General features: G+C 68.8%; 12 protein-coding genes and 1 tRNA gene. 6 read left to right on the top strand and 7 right to left on the bottom strand.

The genetic code is table 11. From position 1 onward, the window contains the following. The first annotated feature begins 50 nt into the window (after positions 1-50). Positions 51-1,208 (top strand): sugar phosphate isomerase/epimerase family protein, encoded by a 1,158-nt coding sequence (locus OG758_RS13730; protein WP_326710258.1) that lies wholly within the window; start codon positions 51-53, stop codon positions 1,206-1,208. A 68-nt stretch (positions 1,209-1,276) separates the two neighbouring features. On the opposite strand, the gene OG758_RS13725 is transcribed toward OG758_RS13730, so the two are convergent. The 5 genes from OG758_RS13725 to OG758_RS13705 form a co-directional block, all read right to left on the bottom strand. Next, complete coding sequence (locus OG758_RS13725) at positions 1,277-2,671, bottom strand: OFA family MFS transporter (protein WP_326710257.1); 1,395 nt, start codon at positions 2,669-2,671, stop codon at positions 1,277-1,279. A gap of 1 nt (position 2,672) precedes the next feature. After that, positions 2,673-4,058 (bottom strand): OFA family MFS transporter, encoded by a 1,386-nt coding sequence (locus tag OG758_RS13720; protein ID WP_326710256.1) that lies wholly within the window; start codon positions 4,056-4,058, stop codon positions 2,673-2,675. Positions 4,059-4,284: 226 nt separating this feature from the next. Next, entirely contained in the window at positions 4,285-6,426 is a 2,142-nt protein-coding gene (locus OG758_RS13715) for an acetate--CoA ligase family protein (RefSeq protein ID WP_326710255.1), read from the bottom strand. 3 nt (positions 6,427-6,429) lie between these two features. After that, the gene (frc, locus tag OG758_RS13710; protein WP_100591602.1) at positions 6,430-7,671 is read right to left on the bottom strand and encodes a formyl-CoA transferase; all 1,242 of its coding nucleotides are present in this window, start codon (positions 7,669-7,671) and stop codon (positions 6,430-6,432) included. 11 nt (positions 7,672-7,682) lie between these two features. Further along, positions 7,683-9,365 (bottom strand): thiamine pyrophosphate-binding protein, encoded by a 1,683-nt coding sequence (locus OG758_RS13705; RefSeq protein ID WP_326710254.1) that lies wholly within the window; start codon positions 9,363-9,365, stop codon positions 7,683-7,685. 144 nt (positions 9,366-9,509) lie between these two features. Here OG758_RS13705 and sucC point away from each other — a divergent pair, with 144 nt between their 5' ends. From sucC to OG758_RS13685, 4 genes are all read left to right on the top strand, one after another. Then, positions 9,510-10,640 (top strand): ADP-forming succinate--CoA ligase subunit beta, encoded by a 1,131-nt coding sequence (sucC, locus tag OG758_RS13700; RefSeq protein ID WP_326710253.1) that lies wholly within the window; start codon positions 9,510-9,512, stop codon positions 10,638-10,640. A gap of 43 nt (positions 10,641-10,683) precedes the next feature. After that, entirely contained in the window at positions 10,684-11,562 is an 879-nt protein-coding gene (sucD, locus tag OG758_RS13695; RefSeq protein WP_326710252.1) for a succinate--CoA ligase subunit alpha, read from the top strand. A gap of 110 nt (positions 11,563-11,672) precedes the next feature. After that, positions 11,673-13,277, top strand: a complete 1,605-nt coding sequence (locus OG758_RS13690; RefSeq protein WP_326710251.1) for an aldehyde dehydrogenase family protein — start codon at positions 11,673-11,675, stop codon at positions 13,275-13,277. A 171-nt stretch (positions 13,278-13,448) separates the two neighbouring features. After that, positions 13,449-13,536: transfer RNA gene (locus tag OG758_RS13685), tRNA-Leu, on the top strand. A 79-nt stretch (positions 13,537-13,615) separates the two neighbouring features. Here OG758_RS13685 and OG758_RS13680 read toward each other — a convergent pair. Then, positions 13,616-14,854 carry a L,D-transpeptidase gene (locus tag OG758_RS13680; protein ID WP_405656726.1) on the bottom strand — a complete coding sequence of 413 codons (1,239 nt, stop codon included), beginning with the start codon at positions 14,852-14,854 and terminating at the stop codon, positions 13,616-13,618. Then, positions 14,854-15,702, bottom strand: coding sequence for an ABC transporter substrate-binding protein (locus tag OG758_RS13675; protein ID WP_326710249.1), 849 nt, complete (start codon positions 15,700-15,702; stop codon positions 14,854-14,856). The genes OG758_RS13680 and OG758_RS13675 overlap by 1 nt, the downstream gene beginning before the upstream one ends. A gap of 141 nt (positions 15,703-15,843) precedes the next feature. On the opposite strand from OG758_RS13675, the gene OG758_RS13670 reads away from it, so the two are divergent. After that, entirely contained in the window at positions 15,844-16,374 is a 531-nt protein-coding gene (locus OG758_RS13670) for a hypothetical protein (RefSeq protein WP_326710248.1), read from the top strand. Positions 16,375-16,395: the final 21 nt, after the last annotated feature.

Genomic DNA, 16,395 nt, shown 5'->3' with positions numbered 1-16,395 from the left:
CCGGTGCGCACCCGCACACACGCCGCACCCACCCGAGAAAGAGAGAGACCGTGACCGCGTTCAACGATGAATCCGGAACTGGCGACGCCCTGCGCCGCGCTCTCGGCGTCAGCCGCCGCAGCTTTCTGAGCACCTGCACCGCAGTGGGGGCCGCCGCCGTCGCCGCACCCGTCTTCGGCGCATCGCCCGCCCTCGCCCAGAGCGCGCACAACGGCGGCGGGGGCGGCGGCCACGCCCTCGTCCCGGCGTCCAAGCGCGGCATCATCCTCTACACCGTGCGCGACGCCACGGGCAGGGACCCGCTCGCCTCCAACCTGCCGTCCGGGTTCCGGGAGGTCTTCAAGGAGCTGGCCCGTTACGGCTACAAGCAGGTCGAGTTCGCCGGCTACGGCCAGCACGCGAACGCGCCCGGCGGCGCCAACCTCGAAACCGTCGAGGGCGCCAAGCTGCTGCGCTCCTGGCTCGACGAGTACGGCCTGCACGCCCAGGGCAACCACGGCTTCATCCCGGGGTCGTGGCCGCTCAGCCAGCCCGACCTCGACACGTTCAAGAAGCACCTGGAGATAGCCAACATCCTCGGCATGGACCACATGGGCACCGGTGGCGACCCCACCGGCAGCGCCTACCGGTCCGACTGGGACGCCGCCGCCGACAAGTGGAACGCGCTCGGCAAGATCGCCCACAGCGCGGGGCTCAAGCTGTACACACACAACCACGACGCGGCGTACGGGTTCCTGCTCGACGGCGGGCCCCTCGACGCGCAGGGCAAGCCGACCCGCAGCTCCGGCATCCGCAAGCTGGAGTACTTCCTCGAAGTGACCGACCCGAAGACGGTCTGGCTGGAGATGGACATCTTCTGGGCGCACGTGGCCCAGTACAAGTTCCACACCTACACCGCCCACGACGGCTCCCAGCGGGAGAACGTCTTCGACCCGGCGGCGCTCGTACGCCGCAACAACAAGCGCTACCCGCTGTTCCACGCCAAGGACGGCACGGTCAACACGACGAACGGCATGGGCTACGACATGGTGCCGTTCGGCACCGGAGTCATCGACTATGAGAGGTTCTTCACCCGCGTCGGGGCGATGAACTACCACAACCCGATGGTCGAGCAGGACAACGCGCCCAGCGACACCGACCTCGGCCAGTCCCTGAAGCACGCGAAGATCGGCTACGACAACCTGGCCGGGCTGCGCAAGAAGCGCTGACGCCGACACGGCAGAAGTGAGTGGGGCCCGGCCGTACGGCCGGGCCCCACTCAGTAGGTGAACTCCCCCTATGCGCCGATGACCTCCTTCAGGGTCGGAGCCGCCTTCTCCCGGCCGGGCTGCCGCAGCAGCAGCGCGAAGGCCGCGGCCACCATCGATATCCCGCCGGCCAGCGCGTACGCCCCGTTGTAGCCCCACGCGGCGACCACCATCGAGCCGAGGCCACCGCCGAACAGGCCGCTGATGAGCTTGCCGCTGTAGACGAGCCCGTAGTTGGTGGCGTTGTAGTTCTCACCGAAGTAGTCCGGGGTCAGCGCCGCGAACATCGGGTAGAACGCGCCGCCGCCGAAGCCGGACAGGAAAGCGAAGACCAGGAACAGCCACTCACTCTTGATGTCGCCCGCCCAGATCACGCCGAACTGGGCAAGCCCGAGCACGACGATCACGAGCACGAGGCTGAGTTTCCGGCCCCAGATGTCCGACATCCAGCCCACGACGGCACGGCCGACTCCGTTGATGACGGCCATGACGCCCATCGACGACGCCGCGACCAGAGGCCCGAAACCGACCTGCTTGGCGAAGTCCACCTGGAACGAGATGCCGAAGATCGACACACCGGCCGTCAGCACGAGGCTGAACCACATGATCGGCAGCATGCCGGTCCTGATGGCCTCCTTGGGCGTGTACTGGCGCACCGCGGGCGGGTTCTTGGCGAGAGACTTTGCGCTCTTGCCCGTGCCGGAGGTGGCGAGAGGGTCGATGTCGTGCGGCCACCAGTTCTTCGGAGGGTCCCTGAAGTAGAACGCGCAGACCAGCACCACGACCAGGACGTAGGCGCCGATCATGTCGAGTACCCGGTGGTAGTTGGACGTGTCGAACGCGTAGTTGAAGATGAAGATGAACGGCAGGGATCCGTAGGCGAAGCCGCCGTTGACGAAGCCTGTCCTGCCGCCCTTCCGCTCCGGGAACCATTTGCCGACCATGTTGATGCAGGTCGAGTAGACGAGGCCGGAGCCGAGGCCGCCGATGACGCCGAAGCCGAGGATCGCCAGCCACACATTGCTGAGATGGGACAGGGCGAGAAAGCCGAGCATGCACAGGAACGAGCCGGTCATCATGGCCCGCTTCGCGGACAGGATGCCCTTCTCCCGCATCCATCCCGCGGGGAAGGCGATGCCCGCCTGGAAGAACACCCAGATGCTCAGGATCCAGAAGGTGTTCGACTGCGTCCAGCCATGTGCGCTGGACAGTGTGTCCTCCGCCGATCCGTACGCGTACTCGGAAACGCTGATGGCCATCATCGCGACCCATGGCAGGTACACCATGAACTTACGGGAATGGCCGAGGATGTCGCGGTCCGTCTCACCCAGGCGGTAGACGCGGCCGTTCTCGTCGGTGATCTCTCGGTACTTGCTACCAGTGGTCGTCGCTGAGTTTCCTGCGGCGATGGGCTCGGCCGTCATATCAAGCCATCTCCTCACCGAGCGGTTGCGGGTTGGGTTGAATGTCACGGGACTTGGGCCTGCCGGGTTGGGACAGGAAGAGCGCGATGAAGCCGGCGAAGAAGGAGATGCAGCCCGCCAGGACGAAGGCACCGGAGTGCCCCCAGGCCCCGACGACCACGGCGCCCATCCCCGCACCCAGTCCGGAGACGAGCTTGGAGCTGTAGACCATGCCGTAGTTGGTGGCGTTGTTGTTCTCGCCGAAGTAGTCCGCGGTGAGCGCCGCGAACATCGGGAAGATGGCGCCGCCGCCGAAACCGGAGATCGCGGAGAAGATCAGGAACAGCGGCAGGTTCCTGGCCTCGGCCGACCAGAGGATGCCGAACTGGGCGCACCCGAGGATGGCGCACACGGCGAGCAGACACTGCTTGCGGCCGTAGCGGTCGGAAAGCCATCCGATGACGCCGCGCCCGCTGCCGTTGACGAGCGCCTTCAAGGACATCGCGGCGGCGACGATCCCGCCGGCGAAGCCGGCCTCTTCGCCGATGTCCACCTGGAAGGCGATGCCGAAGATGTTCACGCCGGAAGTGCAGGCCAGACAGAACCACATCAGTGCCACCCGGCCGGTCCGCCAGGCCTCCAGCGGGGTGTACTGCTTGACGGCCGGCGGGTTCTTCTCCAGGGAACGCCGGGCGCGCGGGTCCTCCGGCGGGTTGAGCGGATCGACGCTCGCGGGCCACCAGTTCTTCGGCGGATCCTTGAAGAAGGAACCGGCGAACGCGACCATCGCGGCGAGCAGAACGCCCACCGAGAGCAGCACCCAGCGGTAGTTGGTCAGGTCCATGTAGCCGGTGAACAGGAAGACGAACGGCACCGAACCGTAGGCGAATCCGCCGTTGACGAAGCCGGTCTTGCCGCCCCTTCGCTCCGGGTACCACTTGCCCACCATGTTGACGCAGGTGGCGTACACCATGCCCGCGCCCATGCCGCTCAGCACGCTGAAGCCGATATAGGCGAAGACGACGTGTGGTGCCAGGGCCAGCGACAGATAGCCCATGAAGGTGCCCGACGCGCCGATCATCATCGCCCAGCGGGCCGGCAGTCTGCCGCTCTCACGCAGCCTGCCCGCGGGGAAGGCGACCGCGGCCTGGAAGAACACCCAGACGGTCATCATCCAGAAGATGTGCAGGCTGTTCCAGTCGTGCGCGGTGTGCAGGGTGTCCTCGGCGGACGCGAACGCGTACTCGGCGGAGGAGATCCCCATCATGCCCACCCAGGGCAGGATCACCATCCACTTGCGTTTGCGGCCCAGGATGTCGATATCGGTCTCGCCAACCCGGTACACACGGCCGTTGGCGTCCGTCACCTCCCTGTAGGGGACGGAGGTTGATAGATCGGTTGCGGTCATGACGGTCGCACCCCTTGCGTCGAAAGATCTGGCCAGCGCCCTCTGTCCAAATTCCTTTCGCGTGCGCATGGGTCCCGGGGCCGGCCTGCGCGCACCGCCGGCCGGCCCTCAGTCCGGTCACCTCATGAGGCGCCCCCCAACAGCCCCGCCGCACGGGCCCATCGGGCGGTGTTTCGCCCGGGGGCAACCCCCGGACCCCCGGCCGTTTCGTCGGCTGGTCCGGGCGTCACAACAGCCCCGCAGCACGGGCCCACCTGTACTTCGCACCGAGTGCGGCCACCGGCTTCTCGGTCGTGTACGGGTACGCCACGACCCCGCGCTCGTAGAGGTACTGGCAGGCCTCCTCGACCTCGACGTCGCCCGCGAGCGACGCCACCACGGGCTTCTCGATGCCCCGCGCGCGGAACTCCTCGACCACCCGTGCCGTCAGTTCCGCGAAGACCATCGGCGGGGTGACGATCGTGTGCCAGTAGCCGAGGACGAGGGAGTGGATCCGCGGGTCCTCCAGACCGAGCCTGATGGTCGCCTCGTACGTCGACGGCGGCTCACCGCCCGTGATGTCGATCGGGTTGCCCGCGGCGCCGAAGGGCGGGATGAACGCCTTGAAGGCGGCGTCCAGATCCTCGGGGATCTCCATCAGGTTCAGGCCGTTGTCGACGATGGCGTCCGAGAGCAGCACACCCGAGCCGCCCGCGCCGGTGATGATGACGACGTTGTCGCCCTTGGGCGTCGGAAGCACGGGAAGCGCCCGCGCGTACTCGAGCATCTCGTTGAGCCCCGGTGCCCTGATGACGCCGGCCTGCCTGAGGATGTCGTCGTACACCGCGTCGTCGCCCGCGAGGGCTCCCGTGTGCGAACCGGCAGCTTTCGCGCCGGCGCTGGTGCGCCCCGCCTTGAGGACCACGACGGGCTTCTTCGGCACCGTCGCCCGCGCGGCCTCCACGAAGGCCCGCCCGTCCTTGAGGTCCTCCAAGTGCATGGCGATGCACTGGGTGTTGGGGTCCTCGCCGAACCACGTGAGCAGGTCGTCCTCGTCCAGGTCCGACTTGTTGCCGAGCCCGACGATCGCGGAGACACCGGTCTTCGTCGTGCGCGCGAAGCCGAGGATCGCCATGCCGATGCCCCCGGACTGCGAGGTCAGCGCCACCCCGCCCTTCACGTCGTACGGCGTGCAGAACGTGGCGCACAGGTCCTGCCACGTCGAGTAGTAGCCGTAGATGTTCGGCCCGAGCAGGCGTACCCCGTACCGTTCGCCGATCGCCACGATCTCGTCCTGGAGGGCCTGTTCACCGGTCTCCGCGAACCCGGAGGGGATCAGGACCGCGTTCGGGATCCCCTTGCGTCCCACCTCTTCGAGGGCCGAGGCCACGAACTTGGCGGGGATCGCGAAGACCGCCACATCCACCTCACCCGGGACGTCCGTGACACTCTTGTACGCCTTGCGGCCCAGGATGTCATCGGCCTTGGGGTTCACCGGATGGATCTCCCCGGAGAATCCCCCGTCGATGAGGTTGCGCATGACCGAATTGCCGATCTTGCCCTGCTCGTTGGACGCGCCGATCACCGCGACCGAGCGCGGCTGCATCAGCCGGCGCATCGACCTGAGGATCTCCTCGCGCGAGTACGTGCGCCGCTGCTTCGGCGCACCGTCGGCGAGGATCACACGGATGTCGGCGGCGACCGCGCCCTCCGGCGTCGCGATCACCGGATTGAGGTCTACCTCGGCGATCTCCGGGAAGTCGGTGACCAGCTGGGACACCCGGCGGATCTGCTCGGCGAGCGCCCACCGGTCGACCGGCTGCGCGCCGCGCACCCCGCGGAGCACCTCGGCCGCCCGGATCGAGTCCAGCATCGACACGGCCTCGTCCGCGCCGACCGGCGCGAGCCGGAACGTCACGTCCTTGAGCACCTCGACCAGCACACCGCCGAGCCCGAACGCGACGACCTTCCCGAACGTCGGATCGGTGACAGCTCCGACGATGACCTCCTGGGAGGAGGGCCTGGTCGGCAGCAGCTCCTGCACCTGGACGCCCTTGATCCGGGCGTCCGGCGCGTAGGCCCGCGCGTTCTTCACGATCGTGCAGAACGCGGCCCGTACGTCGGCGGCGCCCTCCACGCCCACGATCACGCCGCCCGCGTCCGTCTTGTGCAGGATGTCGGGGGAGACGATCTTCATCACGACGGGTCCGGCGAAGCGCGCCGCGTACGCGACCGCCTCGTCCACGTCCGTCGCCAGTTCCTCGCCGGGCACGGAGATCCCGTACGCGTCGGCGATCACCTTGCCCTCGGGGGCGGTGAGAGCGCTGCGGCCCTCAGCGCGGACGGATTCGAGCAGCGCCCGTACCGTGAGCTCACGGTCCTCGGCCATCAATCAGATCACTCCGTTCGACTTGAGCAGGCGCAGTTCCTCGTCCCCGAGCCCCAGCTCCCCGACGAACACCTCGGCGTTGTGCTCGCCGAGCAGGGGTGAACTGACCACTTCCACGGGGGAGTCGGAGAGCTTGAGGGGGGAGCCGACCGTGGTGAACGTGCCGCGCTCCGGGTGGGCCACCTCGACGACCATCTCGTTCGCGACGAGCGACTCGTCCTCGATGATCTCCTTGGTGGACAGGATCGGCCCGCACGGGATGTTGTGCGCGTTGAGCCGCTCGAGCACCTCCCACTTGGGCAGGGTCGAGGACCACTCCTCGATGAGCTGGAACATCTTGTTGAGCTTGGGCAGGCGCGCCTCCGGCGTCGCCCACTCGGGGTCGCCGGCCAGCTCCGGCCGCCCGATCAGCTCGCTCAGCGGCTGCCAGCCGACGGGCTGCACGATGACGTACACGTAGTCGTTCGGGCCGCCGGGCGCGCACTTGACCGCCCAGCCGGGCTGCCCGCCGCCGGACGCGTTGCCCGAGCGCGGCACCTCGTCCGCCTCGGCGGTGTCCTGGGAGTTCGGGTACTCGGCCAACGGGCCGTGTGTCAGGCGCTGTTGGTCACGCAGCTTGACCCGGCACAGGTTGAGCACGGCGTGCTGCATGGCGACGTTCACGCGCTGGCCGCGCCCGGTGTTCTCGCGCTGGAACAGCGCCGCGAGGATGCCGGCGACGGCGTGGATGCCGGTGCCGGAGTCGCCGATCTGCGCGCCGGTGGCCAGCGGTGGACCGTCCTCGAAGCCGGTGGTCGCCATCGAGCCGCCCATGGCCTGCGCCACGACCTCGTACGCCTTGAAGTTGGTGTATGGGCCGTCGCCGAAGCCCTTGATGGAGGCGTAGACGATGCGCGGGTTGATCTCCTGGATGCGCTCCCAGGTGAAGCCCATGCGGTCGACGGCGCCCGGGCCGAAGTTCTCGACCATGACGTCGGAGCGCCGGATCAGCTCGGTGAGGAGCTCCTTGCCGCGCTCGGTCTTCGTGTTGAGGGTGATGCTCCGCTTGTTGCAGTTGAGCATCGTGAAGTAGAGCGAGTCGACGTCCGGCAGGTCACGCAGCTGCTTGCGCGTGATGTCCCCGGTCGGTGCCTCCAGCTTCACCACGTCCGCGCCGAGCCAGGCGAGGAGCTGGGTCGCGGAGGGCCCGGACTGCACATGGGTCATGTCGAGGACACGGACGCCCTCAAGAGCCTTGGTGGTCATGGCAGGGCTCCTCACTTGTACATGGTCTGGTTCATGGTTCCGGGGGCGTACGCGTCCGGATCGACCCACACGTTGATCAGCGAGGGCTTCCCGGACTCGCGGGCCCGCTGCAGCGCGGGCGCGATGTCGGCGGGGTCGCGGACCTCTTCGCCGTACCCCCCCAGCATCTGGGCGAACTTGTCGTAGTGGACGTCGCCGAGGGTGTTGCCGACGCGCTCGCGCTCGTCGCCGTACTTGGCCTTCTGGCCGTAACGGATCTGGTTCATCGACGAGTTGTTGCCGATGATCCCGACGAAGGGCAGGTTGTAGCGGACGAGGGTCTCGAAGTCCCAGCCCGTCAGCGAGAACGCCCCGTCGCCGAAGAGCGCGACGACCTCCTTGTCGGGCCGCGCCTGCTTGGCGGCGAGGACGAACGGGATGCCGACGCCGAGCGTGCCCAGCGGCCCCGGGTCCATCCAGTGGCCCGGCGACTTGGGCTGCACGACCTGCCCGGAGAAGGTGACGATGTCGCCGCCGTCCCCGATGTAGATCGAGTCCTCGGTGAGGAAGTTGTTGATCTCGCTGACCAGGCGGTACGGGTGGATCGGCGAGGCGTCGGAGCGAAGGCTCGGCAGGCGCTTGTCGATGGCGGTCTGCTCGGCGGCCCGCAGCTCGTCGAGCCACTCCTTGCGCTTGGCGCCCCCGCCGTTCAGCCGTCCTGAGGCGGCCTCGGTGACCGACTTCAGGACGAGGCCCGCGTCGCCGACGATGCCGAGGTCGATGTCGCGGTTCTTGCCGACGGTGCGGTAGTCGAGGTCGATCTGCACGACGGTCGCGTCGGGGGAGAGGCGCTTGCCATAGCCCATGCGGAAGTCGAAGGGCGTGCCGACGATGATGATGAGGTCGGCGTTGGAGAAGGCGTAGCGGCGCGAGAGCTGAAAGTGGTGCGGGTCGCCGGGCGGCAGGGTGCCGCGGCCGGCGCCGTTCATGTAGGCGGGCACGTTGAGGGCGCGTACGAGCTCGATGGCGTCCTTGGTGGCACGGGTCGTCCACACCTGGCTGCCGAGCAGGATCGCCGGCCTCTCGGCGTGCACGAGGAGGTCGGCGAGCTTCTCGATCGCCTCGGGGTCACCGGCCGAGCGGGTCGAGGCCCGGTACTGCCCGGCCTGCGGTACGCGGGCCTTGTCCACCGGCACCTTGGCGTCGAGGACATCGCGCGGGATCTCCAGGAAGGACGGGCCGGGGGCGCCGTGGTAGCACTCGCGGAACGCCATCGACACCATGTCGGCGGCGCGCGCGGTGTCCGGCACCGTCGCGGCGAACTTGGTGATCGGCGTCATCATGTCGACGTGCGGCAGGTCCTGGAGCGAGCCCATCTTGTGCTGGGTGTGCGCGCCCTGACCGCCGATGAGGAGCATGGGTGACTCCGCGCGGAACGCGTTCGCGACGCCGGTGACGGCGTCGGTGGTGCCCGGGCCCGCGGTGACGACGGCGCAGCCGGGCTTGCCGGTGATGCGCGCGTACCCGTCCGCCGCGTGGGCGGCGACCTGCTCGTGACGGACGTCGACGACTTCAATGCCTTCGTCGACGCAGCCGTCGTAGATGTCGATGATGTGGCCGCCGCACAGGGTGTAGATGACCTCCACACCTTCTGCCTTGAGTGCCTTGGCGACCAGATGACCACCGGAGATGAGTTCCTGGCTGTCGTCGGGCATGAGGAAGTCCTGTCCCTTCGTAGGGGAGTCGTGCGGTGTCGCAGTACATTGCATACAGTCGACGAATACTGTATGAAGTTTGTTATCCCGCATCCGGTGGGTGGTGTCCAGGGGGCGTGCGGCACTTTTACGGCAGGAGCCGAGATGGACCTGTACGAGCACCAGGCAAGGGAACTCTTCGAAGAACACGGCATCTTGGTGCCGAAAGCCGAGGTCACGGAGTCGCCCAGGGAGGCCCGCGAGATCGCGCGCAGGCTGGGCGGCCGCGTCGTCGTCAAGGCTCAGGTGAAGACCGGGGGCCGCGGCAAGGCGGGCGGCGTCAAACTCGCCGCCGACCCGGCCGCCGCCGAACTGACGGCACGCCAGATCCTCGGTATGGACATCACGGGCCACATCGTCGGCAAGGTGATGTTGGCCCAACCGGTCGACATAGAGAGCGAGTTCTACGTCTCCTACGTTCTCGACCGCGCGGCCGGACGCTTCCTCGCCATCGCCTCCGCCGAGGGCGGCATGGACATCGAGGAGGTAGCGGCGAACCGGCCCGAGGCCGTCGCCCGCATCCCGGTCGATCCGGCCGAGGGCGTCACCACGGCGAAGGCCGCACAGATCGCCCAGGCCGCCGGCCTCCCCGACCGGACCGTCGACGTCCTGGTCCGCCTCTGGGACGTCCTCACCCGCGAGGACGCCGTACTCGTCGAGGTGAACCCCCTCGTCCGCACGAGCGGCGGCCAGATCCTCGCCCTCGACGGCAAGGTCACCCTCGACGACAACGCCCGCTTCCGCCAGGAGCGTTGGGGCACCCGGGAAGCCGCCCACGACGACGCCCTCGAAGCGGCCGCCGCGGCCAAGGGCCTCAACTACGTCAAGCTCGACGGCGAGGTCGGCATCATCGGCAACGGCGCCGGGCTCGTCATGTCGACCCTCGACGTGGTCGCGGGCTGCGGCGCCCGCCCCGCCAACTTCCTCGACATCGGCGGCGGCGCCTCCGCGCAGATCATGGCCGACGGCCTCTCCGTCATCCTCTCCGACCCGGCCGTGAAGTCCGTCTTCGTGAACGTCTTCGGCGGCATCACCGCCTGTGACGCCGTCGCCGACGGCATCGTCCAGGCCCTGGAGTCCGTCCGGCTGACCAAACCGCTCGTCGTCCGCCTCGACGGGAACAGCGCCGTGGAGGGCCGCGCCATCCTCGACGGCCGGGCCCACCCCCTCGTCGAACAGGCCACCACCATGGACGGCGCCGCGCGCCGGGCCGCCGAACTCGCCGACGCGCACTGAGGAGCCGGGACATGGCGATCAACCTGACCAAGGAGTGCGGGACATGGCGATCTATCTGACCAAGGAGAGCAAGGTCCTCGTCCAGGGCATGACCGGCGCCGAGGGCATGAAGCACACCCGGCGCATGCTCGCCGCCGGCACGAACGTCGTCGGTGGCGTCAACCCCCGCAAGGCCGGCCGCAGCGTCGACTTCGACGACCGCGCGGTCCCCGTCTTCGGCTCCGTCGCCGAGGGCATCGCGGCCACCGGCGCCGACGTCAGCGTCGTCTTCGTACCGCCCGTCTTCGCCAAGGCCGCCGTCACGGAGGCCGCCGACGCGGGCATCCCCCTCGCCGTCGTCATCACAGAGGGCATCCCCGTCCACGACGCCGTGACCTTCCACGCGTACGCTGCCGCGAAGGGCACCCGCATCATCGGCCCCAACTGCCCCGGCCTGATCACCCCCGGTCAGTCCAACGCCGGCATCATCCCCGCCGACATCACCAAGGCGGGCCGCATCGGCCTCGTCTCCAAGTCCGGCACCCTCACCTACCAGCTCATGTACGAACTGCGCGACATCGGCTTCTCCACCTGCGTCGGCATCGGCGGCGACCCCGTCATCGGCACGACACACATCGACTGCCTCGCCGCGTTCCAGGACGACCCGGACACCGACCTGATCGTCCTCATCGGGGAGATCGGCGGCGACGCGGAGGAGCGCGCCGCGGCCTACGTGCGCGACCACGTCACCAAGCCCGTCGTCGCCTACATCGCCGGGTTCACCGCCCCCGAGGGCAAGACCATGGGGCACGCGGGCGCGATCGTCTCGGGCTCCTCCGGCACGGCGCAGGCCAAGAAAGAAGCCCTGGAAGCGGCCGGGGTCCGCGTCGGCTCCACCCCGACGGAAACGGCCCGCCTGGTCCTCGACCGCTTGGCGCAGTAACGCCGTACAGCGGGAGTGGGGAGCGAGCCCACCGGGCAACCTCCCCACTCCACCCCGCACCAGCCATGCACCCCCCGCCCCGACTGTGCACCGTGAGCGGAGAACCCGAAATGGCGAACAACCCAGGCAATCCCACTGACCGCACCCCCGGCCCCGACGCCCCCGGCCCGGACACCCCCGTGGCGACCACTCTCAAGGCCGGCACCTCCTGGCACGACGCCTGGCAGCGCTGCCTCGCCGTCGCCCCCGAGGCGTTCCGCGACGACCGCGTACTCAACCTGTGGAACGGCACCTGGCAGGCCGACGGCCGCGCCCTGCCCGCCAGTACCCCCGTCGACGGCAGCCCCATCGCCGGACCGCCCCGCCTCGACGCCGCCACCGCCCACCAGGCGGTGCGTGCCTCCCTCGACCAGCACCGCGCCTGGCGGCACATCCCGCTCGACGAGCGCCGCGCCCGCGTCGGCGCCACCCTCGACGCCCTCACCCAGCACCGCGAACTCCTCGCGCTCCTTCTCGTCTGGGAGATCGGCAAGCCCTGGCGCCTCGCCCAGGCCGACGTCGACCGCGCCATCGACGGGGTGCGCTGGTACGTCGACGGCATCGAGCCCATGGTCGAGGGCCGCGCCCCGCTCGACGGCCCCGTCTCGAACATCGCCAGCTGGAACTACCCGATGAGCGTCCTCGTGCACGCGGTCCTGGTCCAGACACTCGCCGGCAACGCGGTCATCGCCAAGACCCCCACCGACGGCGGCGTCGCCTGCCTCACCCTGGCCTGCGCCCTCGCCGCCCGCGAGGGCATCCCCGTCACCCTCGTCAGCGGCAGCGGAGGCGAACTCTCCGAAGCGCTGGTGCGGGCCCCCGAGATCGGCTGCGTCTCGTTCGTCGGCGGCCGCGACACCGGCGCCGCCGTCGCCACGGCCGTCGCCGACCTCGGCAAGCGCCACATCCTCGAACAGGAGGGCCTCAACACCTGGGGCATCTGGAACTACTCCGACTGGGACAAGCTCGCGGCCGTGATCCCCAAGCTCTTCGACTACGGCAAGCAGCGCTGCACCGCGTACCCGCGCTTCGTCGTCCAGCGCAGCCTCTTCGACGACTTCCTCGCCGCGTACCTCCCGGCCGTACGCACCCTGCGCATCGGCCACCCCCTTGCAGTGGCGAACCCCCAAGACCCCTACCCTCAGCTCGACTTCGGCCCGCTCGTCAACGCGACCAAGGCGAAGGAGATCGCCGACCAGGTCGCGGAGGCCATCGACCGCGGCGCCGTGCCGCTGCACCGCGGCGCCCCGGACCCCGCCCGCTTCCTGCCCGGCCAGGACACGAGCGCGTACGTCCACCCGGTCACGCTCCTGAGCCCACCCCCCTCCTCGCCCCTCCACCACGCCGAACCGTTCGGCCCCGTCGACACGATCGTCCTGGTCGACACGGAGGCGGAGCTGCTCGCCGCGATGAACGCCTCCAACGGCGCGCTGGTCGCCACCCTCTCCACGGACGACGACGCGACGTACGACCGCCTCGCCCCCCAGATCCGCGCCTTCAAAACAGGCCGCGGCAAGCCCCGCTCGCGCGGCGACCGGGACGAGCTCTTCGGGGGCTTCGGAGCGTCGTGGCGCGGAGCGTTCGTCGGCGGCGAGCTACTGGTGCGCGCGGTCACCAGAGGCCCCGACGGCGAGCGCCTCCCGGGCAACTTCCCGGACCACCATCTGATGCCGTAGGCGACCCGGCATCACCGAGCGGCACACCTCCGTAACGGCGGGTGGTGTGCCGCTCACGTGTGCGCTCACGTGTGTGCCCACGACAGATACGCAGGTGAAAGGCACTCCGAAAGCTTGGTATTGTTGTCCATGTCGCCGCGGGGAACACCCCCGCCTGGCGACAGACACCTTGTCCGGGTGGCGGAATGGCAGACGCGCTAGCTTGAGGTGCTAGTGCCCTTTATCGGGCGTGGGGGTTCAAGTCCCCCCTCGGACACCAGAAGTAATAACGCAAGCGAGGGCCCCGACCAGACGGTCGGGGCCCTCGCTTGTGCGGATGTGAGCGGAGTGACGCCGCGTCAGCCGGTCGCGCCTCCCGCGACCCACTCGCTCCACGGCATGTTCCAGTCGCTGAGGCCGTTGCCCGGGGCCAGCTTGGTGTGGTCCGTGGAGTTCTTGATGATCACGACGTCGCCGGTCATCGAGTGGTCGAAGAACCATGCGGCCGGCTGCGTGCCGTCGTCGCCGGCCCTGGCGTCCTTCAGGCCCACGCACCCGTGGCTGGTGTTGACCTTGCCGAAGACCGAGTCGGCACCCCAGTAGTTGCCGTGGATGAACGTGCCCGAGTCGGTCAGGCGCATGGCGTGCGGTACGGCCTCGATGTCGTACGAGGGCTTGCCGTCCTTCTCCGTGAGGCCGACGCTCGCACCGTTCATGTGGATCTGCCGGTACTTCTCGGAGATGACCATCGGGCCGTTGTACGTCGGGTGCTCATCGCTGCCGGACGAGATCGGGATCGTCTTGATCGTCTTGCCGTCCCGTACGACGGTCATCTGCTTCGTTTTGGCGTCGACCGTGCTGACCTGGCTCCGGCCGACCTTGAACGCGACCGTCTTCTGGATGCCGTGGTCGGTGAGCTTGACGGTGACGGTGGAGCCGGCCTTCCAGTAGTTCTGGGGGCGGAAGTCCAGGCGGCCGTCGTTGAGCCAGTGACCGGCGACGCGCTGGCCGCTGCTGGAGCTCACCTGGATCTTCGACGCCATGGCGGCCTTGTCGCTGATCGCCCTGTCGAAGGTGACCGTCACCGGCATGCCCACGCCGACGGTCGAGCCGTCCTCGGGGGAGACGTGCCCGATGAAGTCGCCCGCCGGGGAGACCGTGGTGATCGAGGCGTTCTCGGTGGCGGAGCGGCCCTTGGCGTCCGCGGCCTCCGCGGCGATCTGATACCTGGTGGCTCGCTCCAGCGGCTTGTCCGGCTGCCAGGACGTGCCGTCCGCGGCCAGGGTGCCCGGAATCTCGGTACCGGTCGCGACGGCGGTCATGGCCACCTTGGTGAGCTTGCCGTTGCTGACGGTGACCTTGACGGGGTGGTCGATCCCGACCTGGGAGGCACCTTGCCCGGGCGTGATCTTTATTCGGGCGTCGGAAGCGTCCTGGGCGCCGGCCTGCCGTTCCCACGCCTGCGAGTGAGGGTGATCGCCATGGCCGTTTCCTCCGGTGGCGGCCTGGCTGGTCCCGCCGAGGGCCGTGAGAGCGAGTACGCCGCCGAGCACGCCGGCTGTAGCCGTCAGAGCGGTGGTCCGCTTACGTACCGTGATCAAACCGTCTCCCGTCCACTGGTCGTCGAATGCCTGGGGCCGGTCGCCAGTGGAGAGCGACCAGCCCCGAGTGAGCCATTTATCCATTTATTCAATAGAAAATGGGCAAATTGTGGCGAATGCAACACATCGTGCCGGACACGTTCTCCGGCAGGGACGAGGACAGGGGGCAGGGGCAGGGACAGGGCACTCAGCCTCCGCGGGAACCCGACGTTGAAGTCCCGCTGCGTCGGCGAGAACGGGATGTTCTTGACCCGCCCGTCCGACAGGACGGTGATCGCCGGGTAGGCGATGTAGAGCAGGGCGTGACCGGCGAGGATCTTGTTCTGGGCCTGGGTGAAAGCCGCACACGCCTTGCTCGCGGTCGGGGCGGTGTTCCCTTCTTTCAGGCACCGGTCGACCTGCCGGTCGGAGTACCAGGTGTAGTTGGTCGACCCGGCGAAGGCCGAGTTGTACTCACGGTTCAGCTGCGGACCCGCCTCGGGGTATGAGGCGAAGTCCCACGCGAGCGCGATGTCCGGCATGGTGGACTGCTTGGAGACGCGCTCCGAGTACTGAGGGAACGTCACCGCCTGGAGCTCCGCCTTGAGGCCGATCTTCTTCAGGGAGTCCTGGAGGATGGTCCCGGCCACGTTGAACTCGTCGACGGTCGGCTGATAGGCGATCGTGACGGTCTTCCCCCCGGCGCCGGCCTCGCGGATGAGGGCCTTCGCCCGGCCGAGGTCCTGCTGCGGCTTTCCCGCGTCGGCGCGGCAGGCGATTCCCTCGGGGAGGATGGAGTCCGCGAGGCCGCGTGTCCCCCGGCGGTCGTCGCGAGCTCGGCGGTGGGGTAGGAGAAAGAGGCCCACAGTTCGTCGTGGCCCGGTGGCACGGGCGGCGTTCGTCGGCCAGGCAGCGCGCTGAGCACTACGCGTGATCGGATACGCTGCGGCGCGAAGTATGACGTGTACACCACTGGTGTGCGAGCCCCCTGAAGAGGAGAACTGTCCGTGAAGCAGCGCCCGGTACTCGCCGGCCTGACATTGATGCTCGTGGCCGTTCTCAGTGCGTGCGGCGGTGGTGCGGACAAGGGTGACGCCCACGGTGGCGGCAAGGGTGGCGGCATGGGCGGCGGTGCGTACTCCAAGCCGCACTCCGATCAGGTGCGCGGGCTCTACGACGCCGTGCGGCATCTTCCGCGCAAGACCGTCAAGGGCACCCGCGCGCACATGGTCAAGGAGTGTGATCCGGCCACCCGGAAGGTCAAGCACACCTCGCGCAGCGGCAGTGGCAAGCGTAAGAGGACCCGTACCTGGTACACCACCGAGCGCTACGAGCAGTGCCACAAGGTCCGCAAGGGCAGCGAGACGTACACGCGCGTCGTGCGGACCGAGCGGTGGTGTGTGCGGCTCGACGACGTGAACGGGAAGGCCGCCAAGGACAACCTCTGGTTCCGGGTCAGCCCCGCCACGTACAGCGACGTCCACGGCAAGGCCGAGCACGCGCGCGTGAAGTTCGAGCCGCGGGCGCGCGGCTGCTGACGCGGTCGGCTCAGGTTCGGC

It is taken from the genome of Streptomyces sp. NBC_01474 (assembly GCF_035918215.1).
GTDB classification, from domain to species: Bacteria; Actinomycetota; Actinomycetes; order Streptomycetales; family Streptomycetaceae; genus Streptomyces; species Streptomyces aureus.
The sequence above is the reverse complement of the archived record's forward strand: the minus strand, read 5'-3'. Positions and strand labels throughout refer to the sequence as shown.